At 53.4% G+C, this 20,086-nt stretch carries 17 protein-coding genes; 7 read left to right on the forward strand and 10 right to left on the reverse strand.

The genetic code is table 11. The annotated features are described in order from the left end of the window. Window positions 1–131: 131 nt before the first annotated feature. A complete protein-coding gene (gene mnmC, locus KKH3_RS13120; protein ID WP_039360316.1) occupies window positions 132–2,159 on the forward strand; it encodes a bifunctional tRNA (5-methylaminomethyl-2-thiouridine)(34)-methyltransferase MnmC2/FAD-dependent 5-carboxymethylaminomethyl-2-thiouridine(34) oxidoreductase MnmC1 in 2,028 nt (675 codons plus the stop codon). Window positions 2,160–2,227: 68 nt separating this feature from the next. Here the strand turns inward: mnmC and KKH3_RS13125 are convergent, their stop codons facing one another. The 6 genes from KKH3_RS13125 to prmB form a co-directional block, all read right to left on the reverse strand. Continuing rightward, a complete protein-coding gene (locus KKH3_RS13125; protein ID WP_039360320.1) occupies window positions 2,228–2,512 on the reverse strand; it encodes a YfcL family protein in 285 nt (94 codons plus the stop codon). Window positions 2,513–2,545: 33 nt separating this feature from the next. Next, a complete protein-coding gene (locus KKH3_RS13130; protein WP_039362433.1) occupies window positions 2,546–3,091 on the reverse strand; it encodes an elongation factor P hydroxylase in 546 nt (181 codons plus the stop codon). Between the two features lie 28 nt (window positions 3,092–3,119). Then, complete coding sequence (locus KKH3_RS13135) at window positions 3,120–3,920, reverse strand: sulfite exporter TauE/SafE family protein (RefSeq protein WP_039360323.1); 801 nt, start codon at window positions 3,918–3,920, stop codon at window positions 3,120–3,122. Window positions 3,921–3,952: 32 nt separating this feature from the next. Further along, window positions 3,953–4,795, reverse strand: a complete 843-nt coding sequence (gene mepA, locus KKH3_RS13140) for a penicillin-insensitive murein endopeptidase (RefSeq protein ID WP_039360326.1) — start codon at window positions 4,793–4,795, stop codon at window positions 3,953–3,955. 6 nt (window positions 4,796–4,801) lie between these two features. Next, entirely contained in the window at window positions 4,802–5,887 is a 1,086-nt protein-coding gene (aroC, locus tag KKH3_RS13145; protein WP_039360328.1) for a chorismate synthase, read from the reverse strand. An 86-nt stretch (window positions 5,888–5,973) separates the two neighbouring features. Continuing rightward, complete coding sequence (prmB, locus tag KKH3_RS13150) at window positions 5,974–6,906, reverse strand: 50S ribosomal protein L3 N(5)-glutamine methyltransferase (protein WP_039360330.1); 933 nt, start codon at window positions 6,904–6,906, stop codon at window positions 5,974–5,976. Between the two features lie 171 nt (window positions 6,907–7,077). Here prmB and smrB point away from each other — a divergent pair, with 171 nt between their 5' ends. After that, window positions 7,078–7,620 (forward strand): endonuclease SmrB, encoded by a 543-nt coding sequence (gene smrB / locus KKH3_RS13155; RefSeq protein ID WP_039360331.1) that lies wholly within the window; start codon window positions 7,078–7,080, stop codon window positions 7,618–7,620. Between the two features lie 90 nt (window positions 7,621–7,710). Here smrB and sixA read toward each other — a convergent pair whose 3' ends face one another. Continuing rightward, window positions 7,711–8,193, reverse strand: a complete 483-nt coding sequence (gene sixA, locus KKH3_RS13160; RefSeq protein WP_039360333.1) for a phosphohistidine phosphatase SixA — start codon at window positions 8,191–8,193, stop codon at window positions 7,711–7,713. A 1,400-nt stretch (window positions 8,194–9,593) separates the two neighbouring features. Here sixA and KKH3_RS13165 point away from each other — a divergent pair. From KKH3_RS13165 to KKH3_RS13185, 5 genes are all read left to right on the forward strand, one after another. Next, a complete protein-coding gene (locus KKH3_RS13165; protein ID WP_039362435.1) occupies window positions 9,594–10,142 on the forward strand; it encodes a Csu type fimbrial protein in 549 nt (182 codons plus the stop codon). Window positions 10,143–10,324: 182 nt separating this feature from the next. After that, entirely contained in the window at window positions 10,325–10,861 is a 537-nt protein-coding gene (locus KKH3_RS13170) for a Csu type fimbrial protein (RefSeq protein WP_039360334.1), read from the forward strand. A gap of 35 nt (window positions 10,862–10,896) precedes the next feature. Beyond that, window positions 10,897–11,670, forward strand: coding sequence for a fimbrial biogenesis chaperone (locus KKH3_RS13175; protein ID WP_039360336.1), 774 nt, complete (start codon window positions 10,897–10,899; stop codon window positions 11,668–11,670). Window positions 11,671–11,728: 58 nt separating this feature from the next. Then, window positions 11,729–14,095, forward strand: coding sequence for a fimbria/pilus outer membrane usher protein (locus KKH3_RS13180; protein WP_039360339.1), 2,367 nt, complete (start codon window positions 11,729–11,731; stop codon window positions 14,093–14,095). 4 nt (window positions 14,096–14,099) lie between these two features. After that, window positions 14,100–15,113: a Csu type fimbrial protein gene (locus KKH3_RS13185; protein WP_039360341.1), complete on the forward strand. Its 1,014-nt coding sequence runs from the start codon at window positions 14,100–14,102 to the stop codon at window positions 15,111–15,113. On the opposite strand, the gene fadJ is transcribed toward KKH3_RS13185, so the two are convergent. From fadJ to KKH3_RS13200, 3 genes are all read right to left on the reverse strand, one after another. Continuing rightward, complete coding sequence (fadJ, locus tag KKH3_RS13190; RefSeq protein WP_039360343.1) at window positions 15,106–17,322, reverse strand: fatty acid oxidation complex subunit alpha FadJ; 2,217 nt, start codon at window positions 17,320–17,322, stop codon at window positions 15,106–15,108. The genes KKH3_RS13185 and fadJ overlap by 8 nt on opposite strands. Further along, the gene (gene fadI, locus KKH3_RS13195) at window positions 17,319–18,632 is read right to left on the reverse strand and encodes an acetyl-CoA C-acyltransferase FadI (RefSeq protein WP_039360346.1); all 1,314 of its coding nucleotides are present in this window, start codon (window positions 18,630–18,632) and stop codon (window positions 17,319–17,321) included. The genes fadJ and fadI overlap by 4 nt, the downstream gene beginning before the upstream one ends. A 189-nt stretch (window positions 18,633–18,821) precedes the next feature. Continuing rightward, a complete protein-coding gene (locus KKH3_RS13200) occupies window positions 18,822–20,021 on the reverse strand; it encodes a M20 family metallopeptidase (RefSeq protein WP_039360348.1) in 1,200 nt (399 codons plus the stop codon). Window positions 20,022–20,086: the final 65 nt, after the last annotated feature.

Raw genomic sequence — 20,086 nt, forward strand, 5'->3', positions numbered from 1 at the left:
CGCACTTTAGCGTACAGTTGTAAGCTGAACAAGTCCGATCAGCCAAACTATCGCGAAATCATTGCTAAATTTGCGCCACAATATTCAGCTCGATAGAATCTCATCATCACTTGAATAATGAGCTTTTTGTCGTGACCAACCTCCCCATCCAACACGCGTCGTTAAGTTGGAACGCTCAGGGTACACCTGTATCGCAACAGTTTGATGACGTCTATTTTTCGAATCAGGATGGGTTGGCAGAAACCCGTTATGTGTTTTTAAAGGGCAATCAGTTTCCTGAACGTTTCACCACACACCCACGCACAGCCTGTGTGATAGCAGAAACTGGTTTTGGCACGGGTCTGAATTTTCTGACGCTGTGGCAGGCTTTTGCGGACTTCCGTCAACAGCAGCCACAGGCGACATTGCGACACCTGCATTTCATTAGCTTCGAGAAATTCCCCTTGCGTCGGCATGATTTGGCTGACGCACACGCGCAGTGGCCGGAGTTAGCCGCATTCGCAGATGAACTGCGAGAGCAATGGCCGCTACCGCTGCCGGGCTGCCATCGTCTGATTCTGGCGCAAGGTACTATCACGCTCGATTTATGGTTCGGTGACGTTAACGTCCTACTGCCTGAGCTGGATGATACGCAGAACCATCAGGTCGACGCCTGGTTTCTGGATGGCTTCGCGCCCTCCAAAAACCCAGACATGTGGACGGATAATCTGTTTCAGGCAATGGCACGTTTGTGCTGTAAAGAAGGCACATTCGCCACCTTTACTGCCGCAGGCTTTGTGCGTCGCGGTTTACAACAGGCGGGATTTCAGGTCAGCAAAATCAAAGGATTCGGGCAGAAACGTGAAATGCTGAGCGGCATTCTTCCTGATACGCTTCCCGTCACGTCGCCGACGCCGTGGTATGCACGCCCCGCCGCCAGCACGACTGGGGATATTGCGATTATCGGCGGCGGCATCGCCAGCGTGCTCACGGCACTGGCTCTGCAACGTCGCGGGGCAAATGTCACGCTCTATTGCGCGGACACAGAACCTGCCACGGGTGCCTCCGGCAATCGTCAGGGTGCGTTATATCCTCTGTTGAATAATCGGCACGATGCGGTGTCCCGTTTTTTCTCCCTCGCTTTTGACTTTGCCCATCGTCGCTACACCACGCTGGCACAGCAGGGATTGGCATTTGAGCATCAGTGGTGCGGCGTCAGCCAGCTTGCCTGGGATGAAAAAAGTGCGCGTAAAATCGAACAGATCCTGCAAGGGGAATGGCCGGAAGCGCTGGTCGTCAGCGTGGATGCACAGCAACTGGAAAATCAGAGCGGCCTGAACCCCGGCGTAAACGGCATCACTTATCCTGACGGCGGTTGGCTGTGCCCGGCAGAGCTAACGGCTTCTGCGCTGAAGCTGGCGGAGCAAAACGGTCTGTCGGTACAGATGAGTACGGCCATTTCCACACTGGAGAAAACGGACGACGGCTGGGCGCTCACCCTGAGCACAGGCCAACAGATAAACCATGCGGTCGTGGTACTGGCAAATGGTTATCACATTACCGACTGGTCACAAACCCGCCATTTACCCGCCTACGCCGTGCGCGGGCAGGTCAGCCATATTCCGACCAACCCGGTGCTAGGGCAGCTCAAACAGGTGCTGTGCTACGACGGCTATCTGACGCCAGTGAGTCCGCAGCATCAGACGCACTGCATCGGGGCGAGCTATTTACGGGGCGAAACACACTGTGAATATCGGGAAGACGAGCAGCAAGAGAATCGCCAGCGCCTGCTGAATTGTCTGCCTGACGTCGACTGGGCCAAGACGGTCGATGTCAGCGATGCGCAAGCGCGTCAGGGTGTCCGCTGCGCGCTGCGCGATCATCTACCGCTGCTTGGTGCCGTACCAGACTATGAACAAACGCTGGCTGCGTATGAAGATCGACTGCATCCTCAACACCGTGCCAACACCGTGCCAAACGCACCCTATTGGCAAGATCTGTTTATCATCGGCGCGTTAGGCTCACGCGGCCTCTGCTCCGCCCCACTCGCGGCGGAAATTCTGGCCTCGCAAATGTATGGCGAACCACTGCCGCTGGATCGCGACACGCTCGCCGCACTCAACCCGAATCGATTCTGGATAAGGAAACTGCTGAAAGGTAAGCCTGTCACGAAGGATTAATGGGGAAGAAAACTGTGCTGGTTCTACTAAACCAGCACTGACAGATTAACGATTAGCACACATGGAAATCAGTGGGTGTTATTCTGCGCTTGCTGGAACAGACGCTCCCACATCCCGTTAACCAACACCTGATCCGGCGGTGACAGTTCACCGTTTTTGATGGCGTTATTAATGCTGTCGCTAACGCGCACATGCAGTGCTTCGAGCGTCTGTTCACCGTTCTCTTCCGCTTCTGCCACCGACACCGTCAGATGACCACGCAAATAGCCGCCAGCAAACAGTTCGTCATCGCTGGCATGCTCTACCATGTCATCAATCAGCGCCAGAATGCGCGTTTCAAATTCTGCGATCATTTCTTATCCTCAAATTTTTGCGATTCCCGCGCATCACAGATCGGCTGGATACGGGAAGCTCGCCGCCGTCAGCGGTGGCGTATTGTAAAACGATTGTAATGCACGAATAAAGCTGGCCGGGCGCGCGGGAATCCCCTCTTCCAGATACTGCATCACTTGCGCATGCACACGCCGCTGGAAATCAATACGGTCCGGTTCGCAGTCGCCGTTCAGGTTGTCGCAACTGACGTTAAACGGAAAGCCTGCGGCGACACAGAACAGCCAGTCGAAAGCCTGCGGTTTGATTTCTACCCCCTCAAACTGGCTTTGCGTCGAGGCATCACGGCCATCCGGGCAATACCAGTAGCCGAAATCGACCTGCAACCGCCGTTGGGCACCCGCAATGCACCAGTGAGAAATCTCGTGTAGCGCGCTGGCATAAAAACCGTGGGCAAACACAATTCGGTGATACGGAATGTCATCATCCGCTGGCAGATAAATCGGCTCATCATCGCCTTTTACCAGACGGGTATTATATTCGTCACCAAAGCAATCATTGAAAATATCAATCAGTTGTTGATAGTGGTGAGTATTTGTCATGTTATCTGTTGTGATCATAAGCTTGTTATCATAAAAACTGCCCCAGCCAGACGGCAATATCGTGCCCGTGGCTGTCATAAATCAGCTTGCCGCTCATGATGGCGGAAACCAGCACCAGCATAGGACGAATCAGCTTTTGCCCTTTCGTCATCACCATTTTGGCTCCAAGCCGCGCTCCGAGGATCTGACCAATCAACATCGCGCCCCCGACCACCCAGACCACTTTTCCGCTGAGCATAAAAAACAACAGCCCACCGAAGTTAGAGGTAAAGTTTAGGATCTTGGCATTCGCCGTCGCTTTGGCCAGATTAAAGCCATACAGGGTGACAAAGGCCAGCGCGTAAAACGATCCGGCACCGGGGCCGAAAAAGCCGTCATAAAAACCGACGCAGCCACCTGCCACCATCGCAAACGGCAACGGCGACAGCCGACGCTGCCGATCTTCATCACCGATTTTGGGCGTTAATAAAAAGTAGAGCCCGATGCCAATAATCAGCACTGGCAGCAGTTGGCGTAGAAAATCAGCATTGATCTGCTGGATCAGCCAGGCACCAAAAGTCGAGCCGACAAACGTCAGCGCAATCGCCAGTTTCTGCTCGCCCAGATTGACCGCACGGCGGCGGATGAAATACAGGCTGGCAGAAAAGGATCCGCCGACGGCTTGAAGTTTATTCGTTGCCAGCGCCTGCGCCGGGGATAACCCCGCGGCCAGTAAGGCAGGAATAGTCAATAAACCACCACCACCCGCAATCGAATCAATAAAGCCTGCCAACGCTCCGACAAAAAACAGCACGGCCAGCATTTCTGGCCCAAGCACTAACCAGTCCATAATTATTTTTTATCTCGCGACATAGTGACTCGTTATTTCGCGACAAAATGTCTGTCGAGCAGAGCCTGACAAGACGGAGGCAACGGCGGCGTGGTTTTTTCCGGTGCTTCGGTACTCGGCTGCTTTGGTTGGAACCAGCTGGTTAACTCGGCACCGCATCCGTCACCGACAGGTGGTTCGTCCTGATCCTTACACTCTAGGCTGTCCGCCGGGCAACGCAGGCGAACATGCATATGCGCGCGATGCGCAAACCAAGGGCGAACTTTGCGCAACCAGTCACGATCGTGACCCGCTTCAATACACAGCTGTTTTTTAATCGCCGGATTGACGAAGATGCGCGTCACGTCGCTATCCAGCGCAGCGGTTTTGATCAGGGTGGTGATTTCCGGTCGCCAGACGCGTGGGTTAACGTTCAGTCCGCTGGCATTAACCAAATCGATAGGCTGCGGTTTCAGCAACTGCTGCTCGCTCCAGCGCTGTCTGGGCAATTGCAGCCAGATATCGACATCCAGACCGGATTGGTGACTGGCGTGACCGCTGCTGAAGCGTCCACCGACCGGCATTCCCATATCCCCTACCAGCACATTACCGGAGGTCCTGCGCTTGACCTCGTTGCTCAGGCGGTGAATAAACGCCAGCAGATCGGGGTGACCGAAATAGCGGCGCTGATCGACGCGCATCACCTGATAATCCAGCGACTGCAACGGCAGCGGCTGGGCACCGATGATACAGCCATTGGAAAAACTACCAATTGACTGCGGCGTACCCGCAACCGGATGCGTTATCTCCTGCCAGGGCGTTTTCGCCCATGCAACGTTCGACAGCAGTGGCGCGCTCAGTACCAGCGCGAGAACCCCGACTAACCCTTGTTTCATTATTTTTTACCAGCGAGGAACCTGACTGTTCACATCCCCACACTGTGCACGTTGGCGCAGCAGGTGATCCATTAACACAATCGCCATCATAGCTTCGGCAATCGGCACCGCACGAATCCCCACACAGGGATCGTGACGCCCGCGCGTGACCATTTCAGTCGCTTCGCCCAGACGGTTGATCGTTTTTCCCGGCACCATAATGCTGGAGGTCGGCTTCAACGCCAAGTGCGCGACGATAGGCTGACCGCTGCTGATCCCACCTAAAATGCCGCCAGCGTGATTGCTCTGGAAACCGTCCGGTGTGAGTTCATCACGGTTTTCGCTGCCACGCTTGGTGACAACCGCAAAGCCATCGCCAATTTCGACGCCTTTCACGGCGTTGATGCTCATCAGTGCGTGAGCCAAGTCGGCATCCAGACGATCAAAGACCGGTTCGCCTAATCCGACAGGCACCGATTCCGCCACGACGCTGACCTTCGCGCCAATGGAGTCGCCTTCTTTTTTCAGCGCACGCATCAGTTCATCCAAGGCTTCCAGCTTGTCGATATCTGGGCAGAAGAACGGGTTTTGCTCAACCTGTTCCCAATCTTTTAGCTCGCAGGTGACATCGCCAATCTGCGACAAATAGCCACGAACTTTCACACCATGTTGCTGTTGCAGATATTTCTTCGCAATGGCACCCGCGGCAACACGCATCGCAGTTTCACGCGCGGAAGAGCGGCCACCACCACGGTAATCGCGCAGGCCGTATTTTTGCTCATAGGTGTAATCGGCGTGACCGGGGCGGAAGACATCTTTAATCGCACCATAATCCTGAGAACGCTGATCGGTGTTTTCAATCAACAGGCCAATGCTGGTCCCTGTTGTCACGCCCTCAAAAACACCGGACAGAATCTTGACCTGATCGGGTTCGCGGCGCTGCGTCGTATAGCGGGATGTTCCCGGACGGCGACGATCCAAATCGTGTTGCAGATCCGCTTCCGTTAGCGGGATCCCCGGCGGTACGCCGTCAACAATACATCCCAGCGCAATACCGTGGGATTCACCAAATGTAGTGACGCGGAAAAATTGCCCAATACTGTTGCCTGCCATCACAACTCCTTCGCATGTGTTCTGTTTCTGTCTTACCGTCCAGCAAATGCACCAACGGTAAGACTAATGAATATCGTTACGACCGTTTAATCACGGTAAGCGCTGAAATGCGCTTTGCAATCAACCAGCTGTGACCGCGTTAGCATAAACACGCCGTCACCGCCGTTATCAAATTCCAGCCAGGTGAACGGAATTTCCGGGTATTGATCGATCAGGTGCACCATGCTGTTGCCCACTTCGCAAATCAGCACGCCGTCGTCGCTAAGATAGTCTGGCGCACAGGCCAGAATACGGCGAACCAGATCCAGACCGTCGTTGCCCGCCGCCAACCCCAGCTCAGGCTCGAAACGGAACTCCTGCGGCAGATCGAACATATCTTCTTCATCCACATACGGTGGATTAGTCACGATTAGATCATAGCGAATCGCTGGTAAATCGCGGAACAGATCAGAACGAATCGGCGTCACACGGTATTCCATACCGTGCTGCTGAATATTTTGCTCGGTTACCGCCAGCGCATCGCTGGAGATATCTACCGCATCGACTTCCGCTTCCGGGAACGCCTGCGCGCAGGCAATCGCAATACAGCCGCTGCCAGTACACAAATCCAGAATATGGTTTGGCGTTTTTGGCAGTTGCTCATCAAAATAATTATTGATCAGCTCACCGATGGGAGAACGCGGCACCAGCACACGCTCGTCCACGTAGAATTCCAGGCCGCAGAACCAGGCCTTGTTGGTCAGATAAGCGACCGGAATACGCTCATTGACGCGGCGGATCACACGTTCAACAATGCGCTGCCGTTCGCTGGTAATCAAACGGGACGTGTACATATCTTCAGGAATATCGAGCGGCAGATACAGACTAGGCAAGACTAGCTGTATCGCTTCATCCCAGGGATTATCCGTCCCGTGACCGTAATAGACGTTGGCTGCGTTAAACCGGCTGACAGCCCAGCGCAACATATCCTGAATGGTATGAAGTTCACTGACGGCCTCATCGACGAAAATTTTGTCCAAGGGTGTCCTCCGCAGACAATACTGAATGGCAAATTGGCGCTTAGTTTGCCATGAAGCCCGCGACAAATCAGCAGATATAACCGACTGAACGCGCTCCGATACAGACTTTTATTTAGCGACAGCGGGGAGACAAGGTAAACTGATCGAATGTTGACGCAAGATGAATGAAACATGAGTAAAAAATATTCGCTGAATGACGACGAATTGCAGCTTTTTCGCACGTCAATCACTGGCACAAAAAAGTTGCGTCAGGATACTTATACCCACAAACCGCTGCGCAAAAAACCAGGCGAATTACCCGCCAAACGGGTATTGCAGGAGCAGGTTGATGCCAGTTTTTATTTTTCGGATGAATTTCAGCCACAGCTGGATGCAGAAGGCCCGACGCGCTATGTCCGCCCCGGTGCCAGCCATTATGAATTGAAGAAACTCCGTCGGGGAGATTACTCACCGGAGCTGTTTCTGGATTTACACGGCCTGACGCAGCTTCAGGCGAAGCAGGAATTGGGCGCGCTGTTAGCGGCCTGTCGCCGAGAGCATGTTTACTGCGCCTGCGTGATGCACGGGCACGGCAAACATATACTCAAGCAACAAACGCCGCTCTGGCTGGCACAGCACCCTGACGTGCTGGCTTTTCATCAGGCTCCGAAAGAATTTGGCGGGAATGCTGCGCTGCTGGTTTTGGTCGCGCTAGAGGCTCCTTCGCTTGAGTAGCCCCGTCCTTCTTCAAAGAACAACACGGCGTGTCAGTCCATTACACGCCTCATACCGAAGAAATTCAGGCGTTCGACATTAGGTTAGCATTCAGGATTTCGCGCTCAGCTGCGCCGGGCTGATTTGCCAGTGCAGAACGCCATGACCTGATTCTGCTTCCACCTTCACGCAGGCAATAGCAGAGGTGGCGAACATCGGCGCGGTTTCATTCTGGCATAATTCAGCAACCAGATAACCCACCAGCGGAAGATGCGAAACAACCAGAGCCGCTCCCACACCTTCTCTCGCCAACGTTTGTAGATAATAGCTGACAAGCTGGGCATCACCACCCGGCGTCAGCTCATTCAGACAATCCGCTTCTTCCGGCAGCGGCAGCACGTCATTTACTACCTCAAGCGTTTGCTGGGCGCGCAAATAGGGGCTCACCAGGACACGCTCAATATCAATATCTTGCTCGTTCAACCAACACGCCATCTGACGGGATTCATCACGACCAGCGTCGCTCAATGGCCGAACGGCATCACTCGCTGCATCAAGTACCGCATCACCATGACGCATTATCAACACTTGCATATTACACCGCTATGTTAATGAATATATGGTATATCCTCATACTTCAGACAGTATGGGGATTGGCTTTTCTGCCATGTTGGCATACCTGTAAGGTAAACCACTTAGGGTATAACTCTCGTATTACTGTAGGTTACCTGAGTTTCTCGCTATGTAAACTCAACAGAGATCAGGTTTGGGTAGAAAAACGTATTATCTCCGCTTCCCACCCACAGCTTGTCAATCAAAATGTGGCAGGATACTGTTATAACGTTAACGGCTCTCAAGACACGTTTTTAGCGCCCCCGTCGCCAACGGGTCAATAATCGTAATGCATCAATGCTCATACCGACCTCGCCTCCATCATTAATCATATGATAAGTAAAAGTTTTATAAATATACGGCAAGACCTACCCACTCGAAATCCATAACCATATTTTCATAATGGTCATTATGTTCACTTACGATAAAATTAAAAAATAGGATACAGAATTCAGTAATAAACAAAAAAACAGCATAAAGCACTGATAAAATCAAAGATGTCAAATTCTTACACTTTTTTAACGCATATCAATTTTTGTGACATTGTTAAACAACCACTCTGGTTCTATCTTTATCTTAAATAGCAATTTTCTTTACTATTCATTTTTATAAACAAAGTAATTACACCGAATATAACGTCATATAATAAAAATAGATTGATCTTCTATTTATGGACGCATGTGGAATTCAGGATAAATCCCGAAGAATTTTTCTGTTATTTATATGCCGGACATTATTCACACCACGGAAGATATAACCTAAATAATTCGAGTTGCAGGACAAAACGTTAGCGTTTTGAACAACGCAAAGCGTTGACCCCGAAGGGGTCCAAATAACGCGGCAAGAGAAGGGCAAATTCGTCGGGAACGAATTTGACCAGCCAATGGCTGGCCTTCGGTGAGAGACAGGATGTCTCTCATTTCATTCCGATGAGCTTACTCAGGTAAGTGATTCGGGTGACTGACAAATCTGCCAGAGCAGATTTGAACGCGGCTTACAGCGGCCCCTACGGGGCGAGGTCCACGCAAGTGGGCCGAGTAGCGTAGCCAACGCACATGCAGCTTGAAGTATGACGGGTATAAAATGAGTAATACGTTTTCTTGATAGCATTACCTTAACCATACGGAACATACTGAAAGTAATAGCGATATCTATTTCAGTAGTGCGACATTTTGTGTCAATGGCTTAGACGTTCAGGAAAAAGAATACCTGCTCCGCGTTTTCCCGAACGGTAATCCATACCTATAAATATCCGTACTGATTACTCGTTATGATTACTTTTGAAATAGTCATTCTTGACGAGCAGTTTTCACGAAAAATCAATGTATTTTCGTGAAGACACTTTCGATGAAAATAAGTTAGAGGAATATAAAGGAATCGTTATGAATTCTAAGCGTATAACATTGCCTATTCTGGCTACACTTTTCACCACATTCGGCTTTTCCCACACCGCAAGCAGCGTGACGATTAACGGCCAGATCCCCGTATCCTTAACGATTACCGCCGCCTGCACGGTCAATAACGGGGGCGGCGCAGGAACCACATGGGGAACAATCGACTTTGGGTCCCACTCCGACCTGACTGCCGCAATTGATAGTCAGGTTAGCAGCACCGGAGGCAACGGTATTACAGTCAATTGCTCTGTTGGTACGCCCGCAACATTAAAGATAGGTGCTGGTGCCAACGCTACAGCGTCACTACGCACGCTTGCCCCCGGCACCGGAACCTATAACGTGCCTTACCGTTTATACAGTGATTCAACTCGCTCGACAGAAATCCCACTCAGTAGCACCACCGGTATTGCCATTGTTGCAACGGGTAATCCGCAGTTGGTTCCGATCTATGCGCGCATCCAGCCGTCAGACCAGACCGTTCTGGCTCCTACCGCAGGGTCTTATACGGACACCGTCACAGCCACTATCGAATGGTAATGTCTTATAGGCTGGCATGTTTGCATGTCGGCTTTTTTAGGGTCATTGGCTCACAATAAAGGAGCGGTTATGTCACCACATATCATACGCAATGTCGCGCTTACCGCGTGCGCGCTGCCATTCCTTCTGGTCTTGGGCATGTTCCGCGTCACTATTCAGGCCAGGTAACCGATGGTATTGCGATGCGTCTCCCATCGGCATTGATTTTATCATTTCTGCTGCCCGGTTCCATCATGCCCACGATGACGATGGCACTCACCGTGAGCAGCACATTCGATGTCACGGCTACGATACAAAAAGGCTGTGTTTTTGGCACCAGCACACTCAATAGCCAGCCCAATATGGGTACGCTTAACTTTGGGACACGCAGCGCTACGGCGACCAACGTGGATATCGCGAGCACCAGCGGCGGCGGCTCGATTGTTGCCACCTGTACACCAGGGACGAGCGCCATTATTGAACTGAGCTACGGGGCCAATGGCGGCAGCAGCGCACAACGTTATCTGAAAAATGCGGCGGGAACGCGTCTGTTGGCTTATCAGCTTTACCGCGATGCTGCGCGCACACAGGTCTGGGGAACGGGAAGTCTGGCGCTCAGCATTGTCTCTTTTCCCGCGACAACACAAACCTATACCGTTTACGCCCGCTATTTTGGCGGCACACCTCTGCCTCCCGCAGGGGTGTATACCGATAACGTAACCGTCAGCCTGACTTATTAAAAACAAAACAGGACGAACACAAGGTGAAAAGGAAAATGGCATTTTTTATTCGGGCAATGATCTTTTTATTAAGCAGTTTCGGTTCATTTTGCTTTGCCGCCAGCTCTATTCTCGTTTGGCCGATTTATCAGGTTATTGAATCGGATGAGAACAGCTCCGCGCTGTGGCTGGAAAACAAAGGTAATGCCCCCGTCGGTTTGCAAATCCGCATCATGTCCTGGAAACAAATAGACTTTCAGGATCGCTATGCCGAACAACGTAACGTGATTGCCACCCCGCCGTTCATGACGCTGGAGCCGGGTAAGCGTAATATGATACGCCTGATTCGCGTCAACCCTATCCCCGCGAATACCGAACAGGCTTATCGCATCATCATTGATGAAATTTCCACGCCTTACCAAAAAGATGCCCCGCAGATGGGTCTGCAATTCCAGATGCGTTATCTGCTGCCTCTATTTCTTGATGGTGAAGGCATCTGGACGCATAGTCGCCCAGATAAACGACGCACCAACGTTCAACCTACGTTGCCCCTACTCAGTTGGCGAATCAGCGCGCTTGGAGGAAAAAGCTATCTGTATGTCCGTAATCGCGGCCTGGTGCACGCCCGTCTGAGTAACGTTTATTGGTCAGCCGACCCGAGCGGAAAAGGAAGCCGGATAAAGGTCACCGACGGCTTTTTAGGTTATGTACTACCGGGGCAGGAGATGCGCTGGCCGTTGCCTACAGGCATATCGACACCGGGTGCGGCGATGCAGCTCTTCACCCATCTGATCGATATCACCGATCCGATTTTGATTAAACGCGAATGATGACTCGGTTAACGGCAGAGACGTGTCTAGTGGCCGTGAAGCGATGATGAAGTCAGGTATGAAGCGTAAAACCGTTGCCTTCCCCCTACTCATGTACGCTCCATTTGCGCTGTTTTATTCTGCGACGATTCTCGCGGAAGAATATACCGATCTTCCCGCGCCCCCTAGCGCCATGCCCTCACCCAGCGAATCCGTTTATTATTTAACGCTTTCCGTTAACGGACAGAGCGATAACACCATTACCCCTGTGACGTATCGTGACGGAAACTATTATGTAGATGCAGTCGCGCTGCGTCAGAATCACGTTCGCCTGTCGGAGCAAAGCGTGGGACAGGTCAATATCAGCGCTCTGCCAGACATCACCGTCGAGTACGATCAGGCCATACAGCAGCTACAGCTCACCGTACCTATGCACTGGCTCCCCGAGCAGTCCGTCGAAGGCGGAGGACAGGATATGTCGCATGTCCCTGCCCGCAGCAGCCCCGGCCTGTTGTTCAACTATAACCTTTATTACACTTCGCCTCGGAGTAATTCAGATTCGCTCAGCAGTTGGATGGAGCAGCGCTTTTTTAGCCCTTACGGAACCTTATCCAATTCAGGGATCTACTATTTCACATCGGGCAACAATAATTCACAGCAAGATGGCTATCAGCGTTTCGACACCTACTGGCGTTATAACGATAACGAACGCATGCTTACCTATCAGGTTGGCGACCTGATCAGCAATTCCCTGACGTGGAGCAACTCGGTGCGCATGGGTGGCCTGCGTGTCGCCCGCAATTTCGGTCTTCGCCCGGATATCGTGACCTATCCGATGTTGCAATATACTGGTACGGCGGCCGTACCCAGCACGCTGGATCTGTTTATCAACGGCTATAAAGCCAACAGCACCAGCCTGAATGCTGGCCCCTTCACCCTCACGAATACGCCTTACCTCAACGGCGCAGGGGAAGCGACCGTCATCACCACGGATGCGCAGGGGCGGCAAGTTTCCACCACGATCCCCTTTTACGTCTCCAACTCATTACTGAGGGAGGGATTAAGTGATTTCGATCTGTCCGTTGGCGTTTTGCGTCAGGACTATGGCGTAAAGAATAATGCCTATACTGACGATCCTGCCGTTAGCGGCATCTATCGCTACGGGTTGACCAATAAACTGACGGTATCGGCGCATGGCGAAGCGGTACAGGATCTCTATCTGCTCGGCGCAGGGGCGGATTTCACCGTTGGCCGCTGGGGCACGCTGAGTTCGTCCTACAGTCAGAGCGAAAAAGAAGCCACCGGACACCAATACACGTCGGGCTACTCCTACTACACTTCCGCGTTTGGCCTGAGCTTTCAACACGCTAAACGCAGTGAAGCCTACCGCGATTTAACCGCCGTACTCACCGAAGGCCGCCTTAGTCGGGAAAGCTATCAGGCGACGCTCAGCAGCCAAATCTTCGGTGAAGGCAACGGCTCATTCGGCGTGGGGTATTTCGATATCCGTACGTACGATGCAACCCGTACCCGACTGCTGAATTTTTCTTTTAGCCGTCAGGTCTGGCAAGACAGCTCCATTTACCTCGCGGTTAACAAATCACTGGGAGAAAACGGCTACAGCGCCCAGCTCCAGTTCGTGATGCCTTTTGGTAGAAACGGCAGTATCAATACCGGGATTCAGCGCGACAGCAATGGCGATTATTCACCGCGTGTCGGAGTGAACCGTACCGCGCCAACAGAAGGCGGATTAGGTTGGAACGCCGCGTATGGCGCAGGAAAAACCCCTTATCACCAAGGTTCCCTGAACTGGCGCGGCCCTTATGCCATGCTTGCTGGCGGAACCTATGGCAATGAGGGAAATACCACACAGTGGGGAGAACTGAGCGGCTCGCTAATCTCCATGAACGGTGGGCTTTTCGCCAGTAACCGCATTAACGACGCCTTTATTGTGGTCGATACCGAAGGATACCCCGACGTCCCGGTAAAATATGAAAACCAACTGGTGGGAAAAACCAACAAACACGGCCACTTACTCATCCCGTGGGCGGTGTCCAACTACCCCGCAAAAGTGGAAATTGATACGTTACAACTGCCAGCCAACGTCTCCACCCCACAGGTGGAATCCCGCGTGTCGGTCAAAGAAGGCAGTGGGACCGTCGTACAATTCTCGGTTAATGTCGTCCGTTCTGCCAACATCATGTTACGTAATACGGATGGCAATCCGCTCACCATCGGTACCTGGATAACGGACGAAATCAGCGGTGACACCACGATCAGCGGTTACGAAGGTCTGGCCTATTTCGCCAATCTAGGTACCGCTAATCGCTTACGCTTTACACAAGAAGATGGACAACGTTGCCGAGTGGAATTCTCACTGCCGGAATCACAGACCATGATGGCGACCGTCGGCCCACTTACCTGCCAGACTGACCCCAAAGGATGAAACGATGCTGTATCTGATAACGAAGATTCCTCTCACATTTTCCACCAACTGGCAGGCTGCACGTTGGTTACGTCTGGCTTTCCTGCTGATGGCGCTGTATTACGCGCCTGTTAGCTACGCCGACTGCACGATCTCTTCACCAAGCTCCACCACGTTGGGGCCCTATGCTTCTTCTTTGGTCGGCGTTAACGGTACGCCACAGATCGTGTCATCGGGAAGTGGGTTTCGCTGTACGGGAAGTATATTGAGTTTAGCCAGTACCAATACCATCACTGCCACAATACAAAATGACAGTAACCCCAGTGGTACAACGATGAGAATGCGCAGAGGCACAAGTTCAGATTACGTTCCCTACAGCCTATGTATGGATTCAGGCTGCGCTACACTCTATAACATCGGTTCAACCTACACATGGTCACGCACAACGCTTTTGGATCTGTTCGGCTTGTTTAACTCTCCTGATGGCACCATGCCACTCTTTATTCGAACCAGTATAGGTAACAATGTTGCCGCAGGCAGTTACACGGATACGGTAACCATCAAATGGGATTATAGTATTTGTGTCGTTGGTATATTAGGGATTTGCTCTTACGACACAGGGACGCTGATTTCCACACTCCATCTCAGCATGAACATCACGAATGATTGTCAGATCACCAGTGCGCCAAATATCAGCTTTGGTACGGCGGCGTTCCCCGCAGATTTTGCAGCGGTCAACAACAGCCTCGGGGTTCGCTGTACGCTGCTGGGCGCCTATACCGTCAAGCTCGTCAGCACCCACCCCGATGATGCTAACTGGCGCAGAATGACAGCCACCGTCGGGGGGACGCCTTACTATTTGCAATATCAGCTCTATCGCACGGGAAACATCGCCTGGACCGAGACCAACGATTACAGCGGAACGGGTACAGGGATTACGCAGAGTATCCCGTACACCGCCCGCATTAACGCCATTCAGGCCAGCAAGCCAGAGGGCGCGTATAAAGATACCGTCACGATTAACGTCACGATCAACTAGTGCTAAGGTCTTCATTGGTTGGCGGATAAAATGTCCGCCTATCTTCCCGCATCGCGAGCAGACGTTCACAGGGCGCGAACCGATCGCCATACTGCTGTTGCAGCACCAGCAGCGTTTTCACAACCGTTTCCACGCCCAGGCGATCCATATAGTGGAACGGCCCACCGAGGAAAGGCGGGAAGCCAATGCCAAATACCGCGCCGATATCACCGTCACGGGCGCACTGGATCACCCCTTCATCCAGACAACGTGCCGCCTCATTCAACATCATCATCACAGCACGCTGGCTGATCAGCGCAGGGTCGATATGCGCCTTCGCCGTGACATCCAACAGCGGATAAACCGAGCAGTCTACCTCTCTGCCCGCGTGCCAGAAACGGCGTGTTTTATTGTACCGATAGAACCCTTTCCCATTCTTGCGCCCTTTGCGCCCATCTTTCAGGATCGCATCAAACGCGGGTGGAGAAGTAAAGCGCGTGCCCAGTTCTTCACTCAGCACCGGCACAATTTTGGTCGCGACATCAATGCCAACTTCATCAAGCAACGCAAGCGGACCGACGGGGAAGCCAAAACGCACCAGCGCATAGTCAATCGATTCGATCGGTTCCCCTTCCAGCAGACAATAAGCGGCTTCGTTGATATAAGGCGCTAATATGCGATTCACATAAAAACCGGCACTGTCGCCTACGACAATTGCAGTTTTACCCTGCTTTCTCGCCAGAGCAACCGTCGTTGCGACCGTCTCTGCGCTGGTGTGAGCGTGAGGGATAACTTCAACCAGCGGCATTTTGTCCACCGGGCTAAAATAGTGCAGACCCACAACCTGCTGCGGACGGCGCGCGCCTTCTGCAATCTGGTGGATCGGCAGCGAGGAGGTATTCGATGCGAAAATCGTGTGTGATGCAGCGTGCTCTTCAATCTCCGCCACCATTTGCCGCTTCAGCGCCAGATCTTCAAAAACGGCCTCAATAACGATATCCGCATGTTCAAAACCGCGGTAGTCCGTACTACCGGAAATCAATGTCATCAACCGCTGGCGCTCCGTCGGCTTCATGCGCTTACTCTGGACGCGTTTGGTCAACAGTTGCCAGTTGTATTTCAGCGCATGGTTAATGCCCTGTTCATTGATGTCTTTAATGCGCACCGGCACCTGCCCGCGCGTTGCCGTGACGCTGGCGATCCCCCCGCCCATCAGCCCACCGCCGAGAATACCGACACGGTGGATCGGCTTCGCATCAGAAGCCGCACCAGCGGTTTTCTTTAATGCATTGGAGGCAAAGAACAGATGGCGTAGCGCGGCCGATTCCGGCGTCATCACCAGTTTGCCAAACGCTCTCGCCTCGTGCCGATACCCTTCCTCACGGCCTTTTTCTATGCCCCGACGCACCACCTGAATGATTTTTTCCGTGGCCGGATAGTTGCCGTGTGTTTTCGCCCGCGTTTTGCGTTTCACCATTTTGAACAACACGTGGCGAATCCCCGGACTACTCAGCAGTCGCGAACGCCAGCCCAGCGGCACCGCTTTGCGTTTTCCTTTTTTGAGAATCTCGACTGCGGTCTCCAGCAGGATATCGTGCGGGACGGCCTCATCAACCAGCCCCTGTCGTAATGCCTGACTCGCACGGAGGTGGCGACCGGTAAGCATAAGATCCAGCGCGCTATCCAGACCAATCAGCCGTGGCAAGCGCTGCGTTCCGCCCGAACCGGGAAGAAGGCCAAGCTGCACTTCGGGTAGCCCCAGCACCGTTTTTTCATCCAGCGAGCAGACGCGATAGTCGCAGGCCAATGCCAGCTCCAGCCCACCGCCCAGACAGGCACCGTGGATCGCGGCCACCACGGGGAACGGCAGCGCGGCAACCTGATCAAACGTTTCCTGCCCTTGCTTCGCCAGGTTTTCTGCCTGTTCGGCGCTGCTGCACTGGTTCAACATGGTGATATCCGCCCCGGCGATAAATGAATCAGGCTTGGCGGAAATAAAAATCAGTCCTCTGAGCGTCGCATGTTGCCGCGCCTGCTCGAAGACTGAGAGAATTTGTTCTGCAAATTCGCTCTTTAGCGTGTTCACCTTCTCACCGGGGACATCAATGCAAATAACACCGATGTTGTCCGGCCGAATGGTAAGGGAAAAGGCAGACGGGCTTTTCGTTGCAGGCGATGTTGTTTCCATTGCAGACGATGTTGTCACGGATAAAGGCTGTTGATCGTTCATGGCGTCACCTCCAGTACCATTGCCGCACCCAGCCCGCCAGCCGCACAGGCGGTGGTTAATCCCAGCCCGCCGCCGCGACGACGCAGTTCATTCAGCGTTTGGGTAATCATCCTCGCTCCGGTGGCGGCAAAGGGGTGTCCATAGGCAATGGATCCCCCCAGCACATTGAACTTGTCACGATCTACCTCGCCTAGCGCAGTGTTTCTACCCAGTTGATTCCGGGCGAATTCATCGCTGGCAAACAGTTTGAGATTTGCCAACGTTTGGGCGGCAAACGCTTCGTGCATATCAATGAGCGTCAGATCGGCCAGCGTCACACCAGCCCTTGCCAACGCCAGCGGGGAGGCATAAGCCGGCCCCAGCAACATATCACGCTGCACACCGATGGCGCTGAATGCATAGCTGCGCAGGTAGCCCAGCGGCGTGAGTCCCAGACTTTTGGCCTTAGATTCACTCATCATCAGCACCGCCGCCGCACCATCCGTCAGCGGCGTACTATTGGCCGCCGTGACCGTACCATGTCGGCGATCGAACGCCGGGCGTAAGCGGGAATACTGCTCCAGCGCGGAATCATGGCGCACATTGTTATCTTCGCTCAGCGCCTTGTCATAAGGTGGAACATAAGCCGTCATCACCTCATCGCGCAGCACGCCGGATTCCCAGGCCTGAGCCGCCAGCTTGTGTGAGCGGTGCGCCAGTTCATCCTGCTCTTCACGCGTGATGCCGTAGGTTTTTGCCATCTGCTCGGCGGTATCGCCCATGCGCAATCCGGTGGAATACTCCGCCACAGCGGGCGCAACCGGCAGCAAGTCTTTCGGGCGCAGGCCACTTAACAGTTTCAATTTCTGGCTCAGCGTCCGAGCCTTGTTCATATCCACCAGCGTTCTGGCCAACGCTTTGCTGACGCCAATCGGCAGCACGGAAGAGGAATCTGCGCCACCCGCAATGCCGACCTCCACCGTACCCGCCATAATGCTTTCCGCCACGTTGGCGACCGCCTGAAAGCTGGTGGCGCAAGCACGCGACACGCTGTAGGCATCGGTATGCACACTCATGCCCGTGCCGAGTACGATCTCTCGGGCGATGTTCGGCGCTTCCGGCATTTGAACCACCTGTCCGAACACCAATAGCTCGATCAATTCAGGATCGATCCCAGTGCGAACCAGTAATTCGCTGGTGACGAGTTTTCCTAATTCGATGGCAGGTACGCCATGATAGGCCGTTGCCTGCCGGGCAAATGGGGTGCGTAATCCGCTCACGAACGCAATGCGATCGCCACGACGGGTTATCAGAGGTAATACCTCGCTCATAAACGCTCCTGTTAACCGAAAATAAAGTACGCCCACAACAGGTCAGACCTGATTTCATTGTTAACCAGATAGTTACATTACGCAAAGCTGCGCAACACAAAAATGTGAAGAGCATGCGGTTGTCAGCCAACAGGGCACTCGGGATTGCCGCTGAAGCGGTGATTTCAGCAGCAATCCGATCTATTGCCGTCAGGCAGGGGAATGGGTACGGAGAAAATCGGCTTTCACGCTTTCCAGCAGAGAAGGTTCTGTCAATAGACGGTAGCCCGAGAGCGCCAGCGCCTGGGCTGCCACCAGCAACGCACGATCCCCCTGTGGGGAAACGGCAGCTTCACGAAACGCGGGCGTATGGGCGACAAGATCGTCGGGTCCAATCTTGATATAGCAGTGGCTGACGGGGATAACGTGACTGGCGTTACCAGCATCCGTAGAGCCCATTGCAACGCGTAATTCTTGCGACAGCGTCTCGCCGAGTGCGGTAAGTTCTTCGCCCACGATGGCATCCAGCGGACGGTTAATGATCAGATCCTTAATGGGGTTCTGGAAACGCGCTATTTTCACCGTCGCGCCCGTGGCAAGCGCGGCACCCTCCGCGATTGCTCTTACTTTTTCAGAGACGGCCTGCGCCCTCTTCCAGGTTGATGCCCGGATAAAAAACCGGGCGGCGGCATACTCAGGAATAATATTCGGCGCATCGCCACCATGAGTGATAATGCCATGAATGCGCGCGTCGCCCGGCAGCTGCTGACGCAGAGCGTTAATGCCGGTAAAGAGCTGGATGACCGCATCCAGCGCGTTAATTCCCTCTTCCGGCGAGGCCGAGGCATGCGCTGCACGACCAGTAAAGTGAAAATCCAGCGGATCAACCGCCAGACTGGCGGAAGTCAGATGCGTATCTTTCCAGCCGTGGAACATTAACGCAGCGTCAGTGCCATCAAACACGCCAGCATCCGCAAAGCTTCCTTTGGCGCTGCCGTTGGCACCGCCCTCTTCTGCCGGTGTGCCAAATACCCATACCTCTCCGCCGGTTTGATCCACAACCTGGGACAACGCAATGGCCGCCGCCACACTGCTGGTACCGATCAGGTTATGGCCGCAGGCATGCCCCAACCCCGGTAGCGCATCATATTCGGCCAGATAGCCAATCCGTGGCCCGCTGTTTGCCTGCCCTTTGCGCGCGACGAAGCCTGTTTCATGCCCAGCGATATCCCGCGTTACGGTAAAACCAGCGTCACGCAGCAGCTCGGTCAGGGTTTCAGCGGCAAAATACTCCTGATTGCCCAGTTCCGGTCGGGCATGAATCTGGTGGCTGACCTGTAGATATCGCTGCGCAGCCTGTTCAACATGGGACCGGATGATGCCGCGATGATGGGGGGTTAATTCACTCATTTTGCGCCTCCTGACGTTATCGTTGCGCTAGCAGCCAGCTTAAGCTGGCATGTTTAAGCAACCTG

This window comes from Pectobacterium actinidiae, assembly GCF_000803315.1.
Taxonomy (GTDB): Bacteria; Pseudomonadota; Gammaproteobacteria; order Enterobacterales; family Enterobacteriaceae; genus Pectobacterium; species Pectobacterium actinidiae.

What these genes read in the sequence shown, in the direction of transcription:
- KKH3_RS13170 (WP_039360334.1), top strand. Translation starts at nt 10,325, where the DNA reads ATGCGTCTCCCATCGGCATTGATTTTATCATTTCTGCTGCCCGGTTCC.
- KKH3_RS13135 (WP_039360323.1), bottom strand. Translation starts at nt 3,920, where the DNA reads ATGGACTGGTTAGTGCTTGGGCCAGAAATGCTGGCCGTGCTGTTTTTT.
- KKH3_RS13200 (WP_039360348.1), bottom strand. Translation starts at nt 20,021, where the DNA reads ATGAGTGAATTAACCCCCCATCATCGCGGCATCATCCGGTCCCATGTT.
- fadJ (WP_039360343.1), bottom strand. Translation starts at nt 17,322, where the DNA reads ATGAACGATCAACAGCCTTTATCCGTGACAACATCGTCTGCAATGGAA.
- smrB (WP_039360331.1), top strand. Translation starts at nt 7,078, where the DNA reads ATGAGTAAAAAATATTCGCTGAATGACGACGAATTGCAGCTTTTTCGC.
- KKH3_RS13185 (WP_039360341.1), top strand. Translation starts at nt 14,100, where the DNA reads ATGCTGTATCTGATAACGAAGATTCCTCTCACATTTTCCACCAACTGG.
- mepA (WP_039360326.1), bottom strand. Translation starts at nt 4,795, where the DNA reads ATGAAACAAGGGTTAGTCGGGGTTCTCGCGCTGGTACTGAGCGCGCCA.
- KKH3_RS13180 (WP_039360339.1), top strand. Translation starts at nt 11,729, where the DNA reads ATGAAGCGTAAAACCGTTGCCTTCCCCCTACTCATGTACGCTCCATTT.
- KKH3_RS13130 (WP_039362433.1), bottom strand. Translation starts at nt 3,091, where the DNA reads ATGACAAATACTCACCACTATCAACAACTGATTGATATTTTCAATGAT.
- aroC (WP_039360328.1), bottom strand. Translation starts at nt 5,887, where the DNA reads ATGGCAGGCAACAGTATTGGGCAATTTTTCCGCGTCACTACATTTGGT.
- KKH3_RS13175 (WP_039360336.1), top strand. Translation starts at nt 10,897, where the DNA reads ATGGCATTTTTTATTCGGGCAATGATCTTTTTATTAAGCAGTTTCGGT.
- KKH3_RS13125 (WP_039360320.1), bottom strand. Translation starts at nt 2,512, where the DNA reads ATGATCGCAGAATTTGAAACGCGCATTCTGGCGCTGATTGATGACATG.
- fadI (WP_039360346.1), bottom strand. Translation starts at nt 18,632, where the DNA reads ATGAGCGAGGTATTACCTCTGATAACCCGTCGTGGCGATCGCATTGCG.
- sixA (WP_039360333.1), bottom strand. Translation starts at nt 8,193, where the DNA reads ATGCAAGTGTTGATAATGCGTCATGGTGATGCGGTACTTGATGCAGCG.
- KKH3_RS13165 (WP_039362435.1), top strand. Translation starts at nt 9,594, where the DNA reads ATGAATTCTAAGCGTATAACATTGCCTATTCTGGCTACACTTTTCACC.